We start from the raw sequence: 12,370 nt of genomic DNA on the forward strand, positions 1-12,370 counted from the left end.
CAAGCAAGTATGCGTGATGTTCCCGCCACCGATCTGGAACCTGGTTCGCCGCGCCTGGCCGCATTGCTCGCGGGCATCGCCGCGACTGCCGGTGCGAGGTAGTGACTTTTCGACACGTGTCGGTGTGGGTTGGCATGGTGGGGGCCTGGGCAATTGGCGTTGGAAACGGAGGATGGCACGTGGTGGCGATCGATCTCGAACGGAGTCCGAAATCGGCGTGGCCGCTGCCCGCCGTGCGGGCGATGGCGCAACGTGGGCTCGGGGGCGTCCCGCCGACCACGCTCGTGCTTGCCGGGATCGTCAGCGTGCAGATCGGCGCGGCGCTGGCCAAGCAGCTGTTCGCCGCGACCGGCGCCGCGGGCGCGGTCAGCCTGCGGCTGTTCTTCGCCGGGATCGTGCTACTGATCTTCTGGCGGTCGGCACTGCGCATCGATCGGCGCGCGCTGCCCGTCGTGCTCGGCTACGGCGCTGTGCTCGCGTTGATGAATCTGTCGTTCTACGAGTCGATCGACCGTATTCCGCTCGGCATGGCGGTGACGATCGAATTCCTCGGGCCGCTCGCGGTCGCGCTCGCGGGCTCGCGCCGCTGGATCGACCCGCTGTGGGCATTGCTGGCCGGGGCGGGGGTGGTGCTGTTGACCCAGGCCGCGGGGCAGGTGATGTGGTCGGGAGTGCTGTTCGCGTTGGCCGCCGCGGTGTGCTGGGCGGGCTACATTCTGCTCGGCGCCGCGCTCGGAGAGCGGACCAGCGGTGGCGGCGGCCTCGCGCTGGCGATGGCGTTCGGCGGCTTGTTGATGGCGCCCGTCGGCATCGCGGACGCCGGTGCCGCGCTGCTCGAACCGTCCGTGCTCGCAGCGGGATTCGGAGTGGCGATGTTGTCGTCGGTCTTGCCCTACTCGGCGGAACTCGAGGCGCTGCGGCGCATTCCGGCTCGGGTGTTCGGCGTGCTGATGAGCCTGGAACCCGCCGCGGCCGCCTTGGCCGGTCTCGTCGTCCTCGGCCAGATCATGAATCTTGCGCAGTGGGCGGGTGTTACGTGTGTGGTCGCCGCCTCGATCGGGGCCACTCGGATGTCGAAGCGGAGCTAGCGGTTCGGCGGCAGGATTCTGAGGGTCAACACCAGCCCCGCCACGATGCAGACGGTGGAAACTGCTGCGGTAGTGAAGGATCGGGTGATCGCGGCGATGCCGGCGGTGAACGTGAAGCAGGTTGCCAGAGCCAGCAGTGCGGTTCCCCACTCCACACCGGCGATCCGGTGAGTTCGGTTTCTCGTCACTGTCATGTTGTTGTGATACCCAGCCGCCGGGGTTATCAAACTGTTATCGACGTGGCGTGAAAGACATCTCCGCCGCCGAACGCGCTGCCGAACCTTCCGTCCCTGGTCACGCCTCTCGGTGGCGCATCAGCGGCAGCCCGAAAGTCCATGGTCGAGTTGTGAGGTGACGAGCACGCCATCGCGGCGTGACTATTCCCGGCCCGCGGTGCCCGGTCGGCCGACCTGTTCAGCCGAAGCTGTCTGGGTACTCGGTGCCAAGGAGGTGTGACATGCCGAAGGAATGGAGCGAGAAGGACGAGCGGCAGTACAACCACATCAAGGACTCCGCGAAGGACCGGGGCGCGAGCACGGATCGGGCCGAAGAGATCGCCGCCCGCACCGTCAACAAGAACCGCGCCCGATCCGGCAGGACCAAGACAGCGAGTCGGTCCTCGACGAACGATCTGTCGCCGCAGCGGCGTGGTGGCCTGCGATCCGGGACCAAGGGACCGAAGGGGCTCACCCGCGATCAGCTCTACAACGAGGCCAGGCAGCGCAATATCGAGGGCCGCTCGAAGATGACGAAGAGTCAGCTGGCCCGCGCGCTGGGCAAGTGACTCCGTCCGGCGGACACCGCGGCCTCGGAACCGCCGATGAATGTTCGCCGCTGCTCGAGTGCGTACAGCACGGTGGCCCCGATGACCGCGTAGGCGGTGCCGAGGAGGGCGCCGGCGATGACGTCGGTGAGCCAGTGCACGCCGAGGTAAAGCCTGCTCGCCGCCACCATGGTGATGAGCAGGGCCGCGACCGCGCTGAGTAGCGCAAGGAACCGGCGGCCGTGCCCGAGAACCAGGATGGCGACGGTGATGCCGACCAGCGCCGAGGTACTGGTGGCGTGTCCCGACGGGAACGAGTAGTCCGTGGTGATGACCTGCTGTGTCTCGATCGGCGGGCGCGCCCGTCCCACCACCAGCTTCAGGGTGGTGCTTGTTGCCGAGGCGGCGGCTCCCGTCGCGACTATCACGATGATCGGCAGCGCGGATCGTGCGCGCCACGAGAGCCACGCGCCGATGAGCGCGGCGAGCGTTATGGCTACCCCCGGACTCCCGAGTGTGGTGATCACGCGTGCGGCGGTATCCATCCATGGTGTGCGATGGGCGACGAACCAGCTGCGCGTCGGCGTGTCGCCGCCGGTCAGCCAGCCATTGTCGGACACCTGGATCGCGAATATCGCGAACGCGATGAGCAACCCACCGACGCACAACGCCGCCGAGAGGTATCGGCGACCGGTCTGGAGCATCCCCGCGGCGACCAGAATCCCCGCCACGGCCAACTCGGCCAGCGCGACATCCTTCGCGGCGGGTTCGGTGACAGCGTCGACGATGGCGCCGTGCAAGAGTCCGAGGGGATGCATCGTATGAGTATTGCGAGGGTGTGCTGTGCAGAAGCTGAGAGGTGTGCCTGCGACCGATCAGGCCGGGTCGCCGCGCGAGCGATGAATTCTCGAGGTGTGCTTCGTCTGATCTGATGACGAAGCAACCACCACCAGGAGACGTCCCATGAGGAAGATCACCGCAGGTCTGTTCATCTCGCTCGATGGCGTGACCGAAGACCCGCAGGACTGGCATTTCCCGTACTTCAGCGACGAGATGGGCGCGGCGGTCGATGCGCAGCTCGGGTCCGCCGACACACTGCTGCTCGGGCGCAAGACCTACGACAGCTTTGCGGGGGCGTGGCCGGATCGGGAGCTGGCGGGCGAGGAGGACGCTGCGATGGGCAAGGCGCTCGGCGATGCCCGCAAGATCGTCGTGTCCAACCAGGACCTGCAGTTCACCTGGCGCAATTCCGAACTGTTGAAAGGCGAGCTCATCGAGGCTGTCACCGCGCTGAAGAACGAGCCGGGCGCGACAGACATCGCCATCAGCGGGTCGGTGTCGGTTGTCCGGCAGTTGCTCGAGGCCGGACTGCTCGACGAATTGCACCTGCTCGTCCATCCGATCGCCGTCCGCACGGGCGCGCGGTTGTTCGAGGAGGCCGACACTCCGCTACCGCTGCGCCTGGTCTCTTCGACCACCTTCGAATCGGGGGTCGTGCACCAGGTCTACGCACTCGCGGAGACGCCGCCCACCGGTACCTACGAGGATGCGAAAGTGCACCTGCCCCAGGGTGATCAGTAATCGAAGATGCGCATCAGCAGCGCCCCGCTGCCCGATGCTCATGACGACCGCGGCGTTCCCGGGCCCGCTGTTCTCGGTGGTAGGAGGTAGTGGCCGCCGCGGTTGTGGATCGGGATCCGAGGCGGGGCATGAATCTCGGCTTAGGGTGGTTGTTCACGAGCAACCAGGAGAGAGGCAGACGAGATGCGGGCGATCGCGTTCGACGAGTTCGGTGGGCCTGACGTGCTGAAGATCGTGGATGTTCCGATACCCGAGCCCGGCGAGGGAGAGGTCCGTGTCGCTGTGCGGGCGGCAGGGGTCAATCCGGCGGACTGGAAGGTGCGCTCGGGCGCTTTGACCTTCGGTGAACCGGTGTTTCCGCAGTATCCCGGCGCCGAGATCGCTGGCGTTGTCGACGCGGTCGGCCCGTCGGTCACCGAGGTGGCCGTCGGTGACGAGGTGTTCGGTTGGGCGCGCCGCGGTGGCTACGCCGAGTACGCGCTGAGCGCCGCCGTCGTCCCCAAGCCCGCCGGGCTCGACTGGGCGGACGCCGTCGCGCTTCCCGTCGCCGTGTCTACCGCGGACCATGTGCTGAAGCTGTTGCGGCCGCAGCCCGGCGAGACGCTGCTGATCAACGGTGCGGCGGGGGCCGTCGGCTCGATGGCGGTGCAGCTGGCGGTGGCGGGCGGCGTCAACGTCATCGGCACTGCTTCGCAGGCTAATCAGGACGTCGTGCGCGCCCTCGGCGCCACTGCGACCACCTACGGCGACGGTCTCGCCGAACGCGTGCGCGCGCTGACGCCCAAGGGTGTCGACGCCGTATTCGACGCGGCGGGCCATGGTGCCCTGCCCGCCGCCATCGATCTGCGCGGTGGCACCGACCGGATCGTGACCATCGCCGATCCCGCCGCCGCCGAGCTCGGTGTGAGCTTCACCAGCGCGGGTGGCGCGCCGCGTCCGACCGAACTGGCCGAGCAGGTCGCCGAACGGCTCGCCGCGGGCGAATACCGGCTCCCCGGCTCCGCTCGAACCTTCCCCCTCGACCAGGCCTCCGCCGCCCAGCAGGAAAGCGAAACCGGGCGTGGTCCAGGCAAAGTCGTGTTACTGGTGAGCTGACCCGTGGTGGCGCACTCGAATCGACCGCTGCGGAGGGCTCCAGTCACAGACGGACACAGTCGAATTGGCCCCGCGCTGCGTGATGTAGGTGGCGATGGGCCGTTTCTCGCGGGATCGGGGTAGTCCGGGCGTATTCTTTGGGAGGCCGCGGGGCCGCTGGGGAGCGCGCCCCGAACCTGCGGTGCGCTGAGCGAGGAGGGCTGGCGCGGTGGTGGCAGAGGCACAGACCGAGACTGCGGGACGTGGCGTGCTAGAAGCCGGGTTCCAAGTGCTGCAGGCGATTTCGGCCGTCCCGGAAGGGTGCGGTCTTTCGCAGCTCGCGCGCGCCACCGGGCTGGCGAAGGCGACGGCGTACCGGCTCGCCGAGCAGTTGGTCGCCCTCGGCGCGGTGCAGCGGGTGGAGCAACGGTATTTCGTGGGTGCTCGTATGGCGGAGCTGGGAAGGCAGTGGCAGGCCGCGCCATTGCTGCGCCAGGCCGTGCAACGGCCGGGACGGACGCTGGCCGCCATGACCAAAGGGACTGTCGCAGTGTGTGTTCTCGACGGCGACGAAGTGCATCTGATCGCCAGCTTCAAGGGTGCGGAGGTATTCGTCACGGCCGAGACGGAAGCCGATCTCGCCTTCCGGACCGCGATGGTGCAGGTGCTGCACGCCGCACGGGCCCACAATGCGCCACCGCCGCCGACCTATTCGGCGGGTGAATGGCGGCGCATCGAAACCGCCATTGCCGATGACGGCATGATCGCCGTCGATCGCTACGACCTGGTGTCCGGAATCTGTTGTGCGGCAGCGGCCATCAAATCGAACCGATCCGATGGTCCCGCCGCGATCGCCTGTATGTCCCTTGCGCAGCGCTTTCCGCCGAATCTCCCGAGCCTGGTCACGCATGCGGCCCGCGAGATCGAGAAGAATCTTCGCTGATCGGTTCGCTCAGTGGACCGACCCGTTCCGGGTTCGTCGTGCACACTTCACGATAGTTGGTTGTTCAACTATCGCGAGTGAGGGCTGATCCGCCGATGACCGACTCCAATCTTTGGGGCCACCGCTACGTTTCGTTGTCCATCACCGAGGACGGACAACGCCGCCGTCTCGTCCCCGGCACCAGGATCACGCTGTGGTTCGTGGCCGAGACCCGCAGGCTCTCTGCGCACGCGGGATGCAACACGGTCATGTTCGACGCCGATATCGACGACGGAATCGTCAAAGCCAGGTCACCGTTTTCCACCGTACTCACGTGCTCGGCGGAGCTGATGCAGCAGGACCGCTGGCTGAGCGAATTCCTGCTGCTCACCCCGGCCTGGGCGGTCGTCGACGACGCTCTGGTGCTGACCGGCGACCACGCCGAAATTGTGCTGCAGCGAACGCGTGCCAATCACGACTGAGCCGACGGCGCCACCAGGAAGCCCTCGACGACGCGGCGTACCTTGTGCACCACGCCGGTATCGCCGAGGCGCAGTGCGCTATTCGCGGCGCCGAGCACGGCGTCGATCTGGAATGCGGCGAGATCGGTGTCAAGGTCCGCGATTTCGCCCGCGGTGACGGCGTGCCGCAGTTCGCCGGCGATGGCGTCGATCCAGTCCTTTTGGTCGCGGACAAGGGCGTCGCGGACCGGGCCGGGGTGGCTGTCGAAATCCGCGATATTCGCCATCCGCAGGCAACCGCCCGCAAACAGCGGCGTCGCGGCGTAGACGATCCAGTGCTCGATCAGCGCGCGCAGGCGTGCCGTCCCGTGGGAGTGGGTGCGGGCCGGGCGGATCACGGCGTCGATGAACATCTCGCGGGCATGGTCGACGGCGGCTACCTGCAGAATCTCCTTCGTTTTGAAGAGGGTCTGCACGCCCGCCTTGCTCAGTCCGGTGTCGGTGGCCAGTTTGCCGAAGCTCAGGCCCTCTAGCCCATCGAGCGATGCGGTGTCGACGGCCTGCCGCAGCACGATCTGACGGGACCTGGCCCCGCGCAACAGGCGTTTGTCGGAGGTCACGCCCGCACCGGCTTCCCGAGCTGATGGGCAAGTCGTTTGACGACTTCGGCGGCCAGCACGGCTTGGCCCGATGCGGAGAAGTGAATACCGTCCGCGCTCAACAGGTTCGCGCGGTGGTTGATCGGGTGATCCCACATGTCGACGACGTGCGCGCGGTATTCGGCGGCCAGGCTGCGGGTGATGTCGTTGACCGTGCGCACCCGCTGGTCCCAGTCGGGAAAGACCGGCACGACATACGCCTTGCCGAGGGTGAAAGTGATCAGCTGCGCCCCGGTGCCACTCGCGAGACGGTACATCTCGCGCAGGGTGTGCTCGATATCGTCGAAATCGGGGGTGCGCCTGACGATGTCGTTGGCGCCCGAGGGCACGTGGAGCAGGTCGGGGGCGAACGCGCGGATTTGTGCGGACTGGTGTTGCAGCGCTTGGTCTGTAGTCGCGCCAGGCTGCGCGGTGTTGAGATACGCCAGATCCGGATGGACCCGGCGCAGTGTGTCCGCTACTCGGTCGGCCCAGCCCAAGGTCGCATAACCGGGGCTCGGGTCGCCCATGCCCGCCGAGAGGCTGTCGCCGAGCACCGCGAATCGCCGCCATGGTGCGTCGAAAAGCAGTGCTGCCGCATCGAGGGGGTGCAGGCAGTACGGATCGGTTTCTTCGGCCGAGGGGAGGGTCGTGGTGGTCATAAACAAAGAATACGTCCGATCGTATGTTTAAACAAGAGTGCGCGGGCGACGGGCCGTGTGCGCGCGTCCCGCCCGGCGCGTCTTCGGGCGATGGTGCGAATCAGGTTGCTGCGCAATCTTTCTCAGAATGACCGGCTATCATCTGGCTAGGCGTTCGACGGCGTCACCGGCATTCGAAGAGGGGTACGACTGTGAGCATGATTCTCGCTGCGGCACACGACATGTACGGAACAGTCCTCGCCCAGATCGGGAACCCGACCCCGGAGGCGCCGCCGATCTCGGACAAGATTTTGCAGATGGTTCGCTACCTGACCTGGTTCGTCCTGCTGTCGGGCATCGGCGCGATCACCTACGCGGGCGGCCGCTTCGCGTGGGAGAAATGGTCCGGCGGCGGTCTGCAGTCGCCGAAGATGGTGGCGGGAGCCATGATCGGCGGTGTCGTCGCGACCAGCGCGGGCACCATCATGAATGCCGTGATCGGCAGCTAGCGAGCCGCGGCTAGCCCAGATCGGAGGGATCGGTGTTCGCGCCGCACAATACGACGCAGACCCGCTCGTCCGGATCCGGCAGGTACGCCCGGCCGGGGCGCTGATCGTCGCTGGTCAGGACGGCGAGCGCCGTTGCGGCGGCGTGCTCGACGGCAAGGCGGCGATCGTGCCACAGCGCGCGACGGGCGGCGACGATCTCATTGTCGGAGACCAGCATCGATGCGACGTCATACTGCTGGGCCGCGTGCAGCGCCAGCTCGGTGACGCGCCTGGCGCCGAGGGAATCGGCGGCGACGGAATCGACGGGTCCGTCGACGACGTGCCCGGCTTCGATCGCGGCGCGGAGCGCACGGCAATGCTCCGGCTCCACCGCAACCGTTCGAATGCCGTAATGATCTGCGGCCGTGGCTATCCCGGCGAAAAGGCCACCGCCGCCGACTGCGACGACGATGGTGTCGAGCTGGGGGAGTTGCCGGTGGATCTCCTCCATCAGGGTTCCCGCGCCCGCGGCGATGAGCGGGTTGTCGTAGGCGTGCGACAGCAGTGCTCCGGTGGTGTCGGCGTGATCCAGGCACGCGGCGAGCGCGTGCGCGTATTCATCGCCCACCATCCGCACCTGCGCGCCGTAGCCGCGTAGTTTGCCGACCTTCACCGCGGGCGCCGTCGTCGGCAGGAACACCGTCGCCGTCACGCCCTGCTGCTGCGCCGCCCAAGCGCACGCGAGGCCGGCGTTGCCGCCGGAGGCAATGGTCACCCCGGCCGCGGGTAATGTGCCCTCGTCCCGATGCGCCTGGATGAAGTTCTGTGCGCCCCGCGCCTTGAATGTGCCGGTGTGCTGCATGAATTCGAGTGCGAACCACAGCTCGCCCGAGCCGGATCCGGCGCGGCGGTCCCCGGGCGCGAGGGCGACCGGCCGCACCCGGCCCGCGACGCGATCGGTGGCTGCCTTGATGTCGCGGTAGGTCAATTCCATTGCGCTCCTCGTGCCGGTCCGGTCGATCGATGAGTCTTCCTCGCCATAGGGGGCCCGCCTGCCGCCGGGTCTATGCGGTGCTGTCCGCGAACGTGCGATTCAGCAACGCCAGCAGGGCGTGCAGGTGGCGTTCGTAGGCAGCCTCGTTGAATGCTGGAGTGTCACGCATGGTGAAGCCGTGCTGCGCATCTCGGTACACCGCCGAGGTGAATCGAACTCCCGCGGCGTCGAGCGCCGAGTCGAGCAGGGTGATCTGGTCCGCGGGCATGGAGAGGTCCCGATCGGCGTGGGCGATCAGTAGTTCCGCGGTGATGCCGTTCGCGGCGTGGTGCGGGCTGTCGGGCGCATCCTCGACGGCGAGGCGTCCGCCGTGGAAACTGGCCGCGGCGGCGATCCGGCTCGCATAGGCGCCCGCGGTGCGCAGCGCGAGCCGTCCGCCCATGCAATAGCCCGTCACGGCGAGAGCGCCCGGCGCGACGAACTCGCAAGCGCTGAGCCAGTCCAGGTAGGTTTTCGCGTCCGCCAAGGTGTTGTCCGGCGTGAGCTGCTGCCGCACCGGGGCCAATGCCGCGAAGAAATGGGCCTGGCCGTCCGGCTCGGTAGGGTCGGGTATCGGCAGCAGCGGTGCGCGCCCCGAGCGATAGAAGATATTCGGCGCCAGCACGGTGAAGCCGTGCGTGGCAATGGTTTCCATCATCTCGCGCAGCCAGGGGCGCAGGCCGTAGGCATCCATGAGGAACAGCAGGCCGGGATGGGCTCCTCCGTCATCGGGCCGGACCAGAAAGGAATCGGCGTCGCCGTCGGCCGCGGCGATGTCGAAAGTGTCGAATACGACGGGCAACGTCATCGGCGTCCTCCGAACCAGGTGATCACTTCGGTCACCGCGATCCTAACGGTCGATGCGCAGTCGAACCGAACATGTTCGGTAGGCGCGAATTGTCTTCGACGGCATACGGATACACGGAACAATTCTCGGCGACGGTGTGCGGAGTTTTCCCCTTGCGCTCGAACTCGGCCGCGCGCACGCTATTTGCGGATCAATTGCCAACTTTGACGCCATGTAGTCTGCATTCACCTGAGAAGTCGTCATACTCTGTTCGATCGCTGATCCGTACCGACGCCTGGTTAGTGGGCGCGAAGAGAGGTTCGAGCTGTGAAACTGATCTGGATTACGGCGTCCGCGCTGGTGGCCGTCGCAGCTGCCGGATGCTCCGATGACAAGCCGTCGAGTTCCGCCGCGACGTCGGCCGTTGCCTCGTCGGTGAGTGCGGTGACCGCCGCGCCGGAACCGGGCGACACTGCCGAGCCCGGCGGCGGTGTGCGGATAACCCTCGGGGAAACCGAAAAAGTGCTCGTACCCGCCGATGCCGTCATGGATATCAAAGTTCTCGCGAAGTGGGGCGCGGCGGTAGCGGGCTTGCGCTGCACGGTAACTGACAGCACCGGACGAAACGAAGACCTCCGCTCCTCGGATGTGAAGAAACAGGAATCGATCGCAGGCGAAGACTGGACCACCATCTGGACTTTTTCGTCACCGCCCGCGGCGGAAGTCAGCGTCGGATGCAAGGATCCCGACGCCAGAATCACGGCTACCGACATCGACTACATCCGCGTTGCACCCCGCGGTCTCAACCCGCGCTGAGCTGTGGGCGGGTCGGGTATCGCGCCGGCGTCGGGGCCGGAGTCCAGCCCCCCGTCCCGGTTGTCTACGGCGTAGACAATCTCGATGGAGTCGCCGACGACCGAGGTAGCCTCGAATCGTGGCGCAGGCAACGGCGGAGCTCGGATATCGCGAGCGGCCGTCACGGTTCGACGGTGCTGTGGTGTGGACGCGCACCGTTACTCGCGATGATCTCGGCCTGCCGGTTTTGCCCGATGGATGCATGGATCTGTTGTGGTCGGGCGGGACGCTGTCGGTCGCGGGTCCGGATACCGGTGCCTACCGTCCAGCCGTGCCGGTGGGAACCCGCTTTGCGGGGATTCGTTTCTTTCCCGGTAGTGCGCCTGCCCTGCTCGGGGTGCCCGCGCACGAATTGCGCGATCGACGCGTCGAACTCGCGGATCTGTGGCCGTCGGCGACGGTCCGGCAGTTGACCGCGCGGATCGACGCCGCCGACGACGCGATCGCCGCGCTCGAGGCGATGGTGCTGCGGCGGGCGGCCGACACCGAACCGCCGGATCCGATCCTGCGCCGGATCGCGGTCGCGTTGGATGCGGGGTGGTCGGTGGCGCAGACCGCCGAAGCGGCCGGGCTCGGTGCGCGGCTATTGCACCGCAGATCCCTCGCGGCCTTCGGATACGGGCCGAAAACGCTCGCCCGGGTATTGCGGCTGCAGCGGGCCCTCGCGGTGGCGCGCAGCGGAGTGGCGCTCGCGGACACCGCCGCACGCACCGGCTACGCCGACCAGGCCCATCTGGCTCGCGAGGTGCGAGACCTGGCGGGAATGTCGTTGCGTGAGCTGCTCAGTCGGTAGCGGGCAACGGGGCGTACAGGTCGACGCCGTTGCCGTCGGGATCCGCGAGCGAGGCGTAGCGCTGACCCCAGATCGCGTCCCATGGCTTCAGTTCGCCGTGGTATCCGGCGTCGACGAGTTCGGCGAACACCCGATCGACCTCGGCGGGATCGGCGCACCGGAAGGCGAGGCCGGTCCGGCCCGCAGAGCTGGGCGGCTGCCACTCCGGATGAAATGACCTGATCACCGCCTCGGTATCGAAGGCGATGCGCATCCCGCCCGCGATCGCGGCCTCGACATGCGGCTGGTTCTCGGAGCCCTCCGGAAAATCCAGCCCGAGGCGTCGGTAGAAGTCGAGGGTGGCGGCCATATCGGTGACCACGATGCCGATGAAGTCGAGTTGTGGAGTCATGATCCGCAGCCTAAGCGGGCTCGGTGCGGCCGGTCTTGAACAAATCGGACACCGCGGACGAGGGCGGCGCTCAGCTGGCGGTAGCCGGAATGAGTTCGGCGATCAGGTTCTCCACGAGAATGCGGATCCGGTCGCGGATCGAGCGCACGATGGCGATGTCCTCGTCCGACGGGTCGGGCAGCACCCAGTCCCGGTAGCTGATTCCTGGGAAGAACGGACAGGCGTCGCCGCAACCCATGGTGATCACGACGTCGGACATGGCGACCGCGTCGATGGTCAGGATCTTCGGCGCGCGAGCGGAGATGTCGATGCCCGCCTCGGCCATGACGGTGACCACGGCCGGGTTGAGCGCGCCGGCCGGTGCGCTGCCCGCGGAGCGGACCTCGATGCGATCACCGGCGAGCGCACCGAGAAATCCGGCGGCCATCTGCGATCTGCCCGCATTGTGGACGCAGACGAACAGCACGCTGGGCTTGTGAGCCATGTGCGGGAATACCTTTCAACTGGGTGAATCGAGCGATGCTGGACGCGAGGTCGGGCGATGCGGGGTGGTTCGAGCCGGTCGGGGCGCCCGAACGGCGCCGTAGTGTGAGTGATACGTATACCAGCACGCGCGCGGGCCGGATGCACGCTCACCGGGTCGCGGCGCACGCGGCGCCGCCGAATTCGATGAGCAACACATCCGAGAGTTGTTGCAGCGCTTCAGGTATGTCTCGATACTAGACACCCGAAAAGAGCCCGGGGGGGGGGGGCGCCGCCCCCCCCCCCCGGGGGGGGGGGGTCGCCACACACAGCGCGGGCGGGCGCTCTGAGTTGGGGTCGGGGGGGGGGGGGGGCGCGCGCGCGCGCGCGGGC

Annotated in this window: 17 protein-coding genes; 9 read left to right on the forward strand and 8 right to left on the reverse strand. The window is 67.4% G+C overall.

Going from position 1 to position 12,370, the window contains the following annotated elements:
* The first annotated feature begins 179 nt into the window (after positions 1-179).
* On the forward strand, positions 180-1,088 hold the full coding sequence (locus ACFU4Z_RS10095; RefSeq protein WP_379061113.1) for a DMT family transporter: 909 nt from the start codon (positions 180-182) through the stop codon (positions 1,086-1,088).
* On the opposite strand, the gene ACFU4Z_RS10100 is transcribed toward ACFU4Z_RS10095, so the two are convergent.
* Positions 1,085-1,282 carry a hypothetical protein gene (locus tag ACFU4Z_RS10100; RefSeq protein WP_379061114.1) on the reverse strand — a complete coding sequence of 66 codons (198 nt, stop codon included), beginning with the start codon at positions 1,280-1,282 and terminating at the stop codon, positions 1,085-1,087. The genes ACFU4Z_RS10095 and ACFU4Z_RS10100 overlap by 4 nt on opposite strands.
* Positions 1,283-1,545: 263 nt before the next feature.
* Here ACFU4Z_RS10100 and ACFU4Z_RS10105 point away from each other — a divergent pair, with 263 nt between their 5' ends.
* Positions 1,546-1,872, forward strand: coding sequence for a plasmid stabilization protein (locus ACFU4Z_RS10105; protein ID WP_379061115.1), 327 nt, complete (start codon positions 1,546-1,548; stop codon positions 1,870-1,872).
* On the opposite strand, the gene ACFU4Z_RS10110 is transcribed toward ACFU4Z_RS10105, so the two are convergent.
* Entirely contained in the window at positions 1,845-2,669 is an 825-nt protein-coding gene (locus ACFU4Z_RS10110; protein WP_379061116.1) for a phosphatase PAP2 family protein, read from the reverse strand. The two genes, ACFU4Z_RS10105 and ACFU4Z_RS10110, sit on opposite strands and share 28 nt — an antisense overlap.
* A 145-nt stretch (positions 2,670-2,814) precedes the next feature.
* Between ACFU4Z_RS10110 and ACFU4Z_RS10115 the strand changes: the two genes are divergently transcribed.
* The 4 genes from ACFU4Z_RS10115 (at position 2,815) to ACFU4Z_RS10130 (ending at position 5,910) form a co-directional block, all read left to right on the forward strand.
* Positions 2,815-3,432, forward strand: a complete 618-nt coding sequence (locus ACFU4Z_RS10115; RefSeq protein ID WP_379061117.1) for a dihydrofolate reductase family protein — start codon at positions 2,815-2,817, stop codon at positions 3,430-3,432.
* A gap of 183 nt (positions 3,433-3,615) precedes the next feature.
* The gene (locus tag ACFU4Z_RS10120) at positions 3,616-4,527 is read left to right on the forward strand and encodes an NADP-dependent oxidoreductase (RefSeq protein WP_379061118.1); all 912 of its coding nucleotides are present in this window, start codon (positions 3,616-3,618) and stop codon (positions 4,525-4,527) included.
* A gap of 211 nt (positions 4,528-4,738) precedes the next feature.
* Complete coding sequence (locus ACFU4Z_RS10125) at positions 4,739-5,449, forward strand: IclR family transcriptional regulator (RefSeq protein ID WP_379061119.1); 711 nt, start codon at positions 4,739-4,741, stop codon at positions 5,447-5,449.
* Between the two features lie 95 nt (positions 5,450-5,544).
* Positions 5,545-5,910: an META domain-containing protein gene (locus tag ACFU4Z_RS10130; protein ID WP_379061120.1), complete on the forward strand. Its 366-nt coding sequence runs from the start codon at positions 5,545-5,547 to the stop codon at positions 5,908-5,910.
* Here the strand turns inward: ACFU4Z_RS10130 and ACFU4Z_RS10135 are convergent.
* Entirely contained in the window at positions 5,901-6,509 is a 609-nt protein-coding gene (locus ACFU4Z_RS10135; protein WP_379061121.1) for a TetR/AcrR family transcriptional regulator, read from the reverse strand. The genes ACFU4Z_RS10130 and ACFU4Z_RS10135 overlap by 10 nt on opposite strands.
* Positions 6,506-7,189, reverse strand: coding sequence for an SGNH/GDSL hydrolase family protein (locus ACFU4Z_RS10140; protein WP_379061122.1), 684 nt, complete (start codon positions 7,187-7,189; stop codon positions 6,506-6,508). The genes ACFU4Z_RS10135 and ACFU4Z_RS10140 overlap by 4 nt, the downstream gene beginning before the upstream one ends.
* A 197-nt stretch (positions 7,190-7,386) precedes the next feature.
* Between ACFU4Z_RS10140 and ACFU4Z_RS10145 the strand changes: the two genes are divergently transcribed.
* Positions 7,387-7,677, forward strand: coding sequence for a hypothetical protein (locus ACFU4Z_RS10145; protein ID WP_379061123.1), 291 nt, complete (start codon positions 7,387-7,389; stop codon positions 7,675-7,677).
* Positions 7,678-7,687: 10 nt separating this feature from the next.
* Here ACFU4Z_RS10145 and ACFU4Z_RS10150 read toward each other — a convergent pair whose 3' ends face one another.
* On the reverse strand, positions 7,688-8,650 hold the full coding sequence (locus ACFU4Z_RS10150; RefSeq protein ID WP_379061124.1) for a threonine/serine dehydratase: 963 nt from the start codon (positions 8,648-8,650) through the stop codon (positions 7,688-7,690).
* 70 nt (positions 8,651-8,720) lie between these two features.
* Positions 8,721-9,497, reverse strand: a complete 777-nt coding sequence (locus ACFU4Z_RS10155) for a dienelactone hydrolase family protein (RefSeq protein ID WP_379061125.1) — start codon at positions 9,495-9,497, stop codon at positions 8,721-8,723.
* Between the two features lie 306 nt (positions 9,498-9,803).
* Between ACFU4Z_RS10155 and ACFU4Z_RS10160 the strand changes: the two genes are divergently transcribed.
* A complete protein-coding gene (locus tag ACFU4Z_RS10160; RefSeq protein WP_379061126.1) occupies positions 9,804-10,292 on the forward strand; it encodes a hypothetical protein in 489 nt (162 codons plus the stop codon).
* Between the two features lie 118 nt (positions 10,293-10,410).
* The gene (locus ACFU4Z_RS10165; RefSeq protein ID WP_379061127.1) at positions 10,411-11,124 is read left to right on the forward strand and encodes a helix-turn-helix domain-containing protein; all 714 of its coding nucleotides are present in this window, start codon (positions 10,411-10,413) and stop codon (positions 11,122-11,124) included.
* Here the strand turns inward: ACFU4Z_RS10165 and ACFU4Z_RS10170 are convergent.
* Both ACFU4Z_RS10170 and ACFU4Z_RS10175 read right to left on the reverse strand, forming a co-directional pair.
* The gene (locus ACFU4Z_RS10170) at positions 11,114-11,515 is read right to left on the reverse strand and encodes a VOC family protein (protein WP_379061128.1); all 402 of its coding nucleotides are present in this window, start codon (positions 11,513-11,515) and stop codon (positions 11,114-11,116) included. The two genes, ACFU4Z_RS10165 and ACFU4Z_RS10170, sit on opposite strands and share 11 nt — an antisense overlap.
* 70 nt (positions 11,516-11,585) lie before the next feature.
* Complete coding sequence (locus tag ACFU4Z_RS10175; protein WP_379061129.1) at positions 11,586-11,999, reverse strand: arsenate reductase ArsC; 414 nt, start codon at positions 11,997-11,999, stop codon at positions 11,586-11,588.
* Between the last annotated feature and the right edge of the window lie 371 nt (positions 12,000-12,370).

This window comes from Nocardia sp. NPDC057440 (assembly GCF_042802915.1).
Lineage (GTDB): Bacteria > Actinomycetota > Actinomycetes > Mycobacteriales > Mycobacteriaceae > Nocardia.

Coding starts and splice junctions, on each gene's coding strand:
- ACFU4Z_RS10100 (WP_379061114.1), bottom strand. CDS start 1,282: ATGACAGTGACGAGAAACCGAACTCACCGGATCGCCGGTGTGGAGTGG.
- ACFU4Z_RS10175 (WP_379061129.1), bottom strand. CDS start 11,999: ATGGCTCACAAGCCCAGCGTGCTGTTCGTCTGCGTCCACAATGCGGGC.
- ACFU4Z_RS10105 (WP_379061115.1), top strand. CDS start 1,546: ATGCCGAAGGAATGGAGCGAGAAGGACGAGCGGCAGTACAACCACATC.
- ACFU4Z_RS10145 (WP_379061123.1), top strand. CDS start 7,387: ATGATTCTCGCTGCGGCACACGACATGTACGGAACAGTCCTCGCCCAG.
- ACFU4Z_RS10150 (WP_379061124.1), bottom strand. CDS start 8,650: ATGGAATTGACCTACCGCGACATCAAGGCAGCCACCGATCGCGTCGCG.
- ACFU4Z_RS10140 (WP_379061122.1), bottom strand. CDS start 7,189: ATGACCACCACGACCCTCCCCTCGGCCGAAGAAACCGATCCGTACTGC.
- ACFU4Z_RS10115 (WP_379061117.1), top strand. CDS start 2,815: ATGAGGAAGATCACCGCAGGTCTGTTCATCTCGCTCGATGGCGTGACC.
- ACFU4Z_RS10130 (WP_379061120.1), top strand. CDS start 5,545: ATGACCGACTCCAATCTTTGGGGCCACCGCTACGTTTCGTTGTCCATC.
- ACFU4Z_RS10155 (WP_379061125.1), bottom strand. CDS start 9,497: ATGACGTTGCCCGTCGTATTCGACACTTTCGACATCGCCGCGGCCGAC.
- ACFU4Z_RS10170 (WP_379061128.1), bottom strand. CDS start 11,515: ATGACTCCACAACTCGACTTCATCGGCATCGTGGTCACCGATATGGCC.
- ACFU4Z_RS10110 (WP_379061116.1), bottom strand. CDS start 2,669: ATGCATCCCCTCGGACTCTTGCACGGCGCCATCGTCGACGCTGTCACC.
- ACFU4Z_RS10120 (WP_379061118.1), top strand. CDS start 3,616: ATGCGGGCGATCGCGTTCGACGAGTTCGGTGGGCCTGACGTGCTGAAG.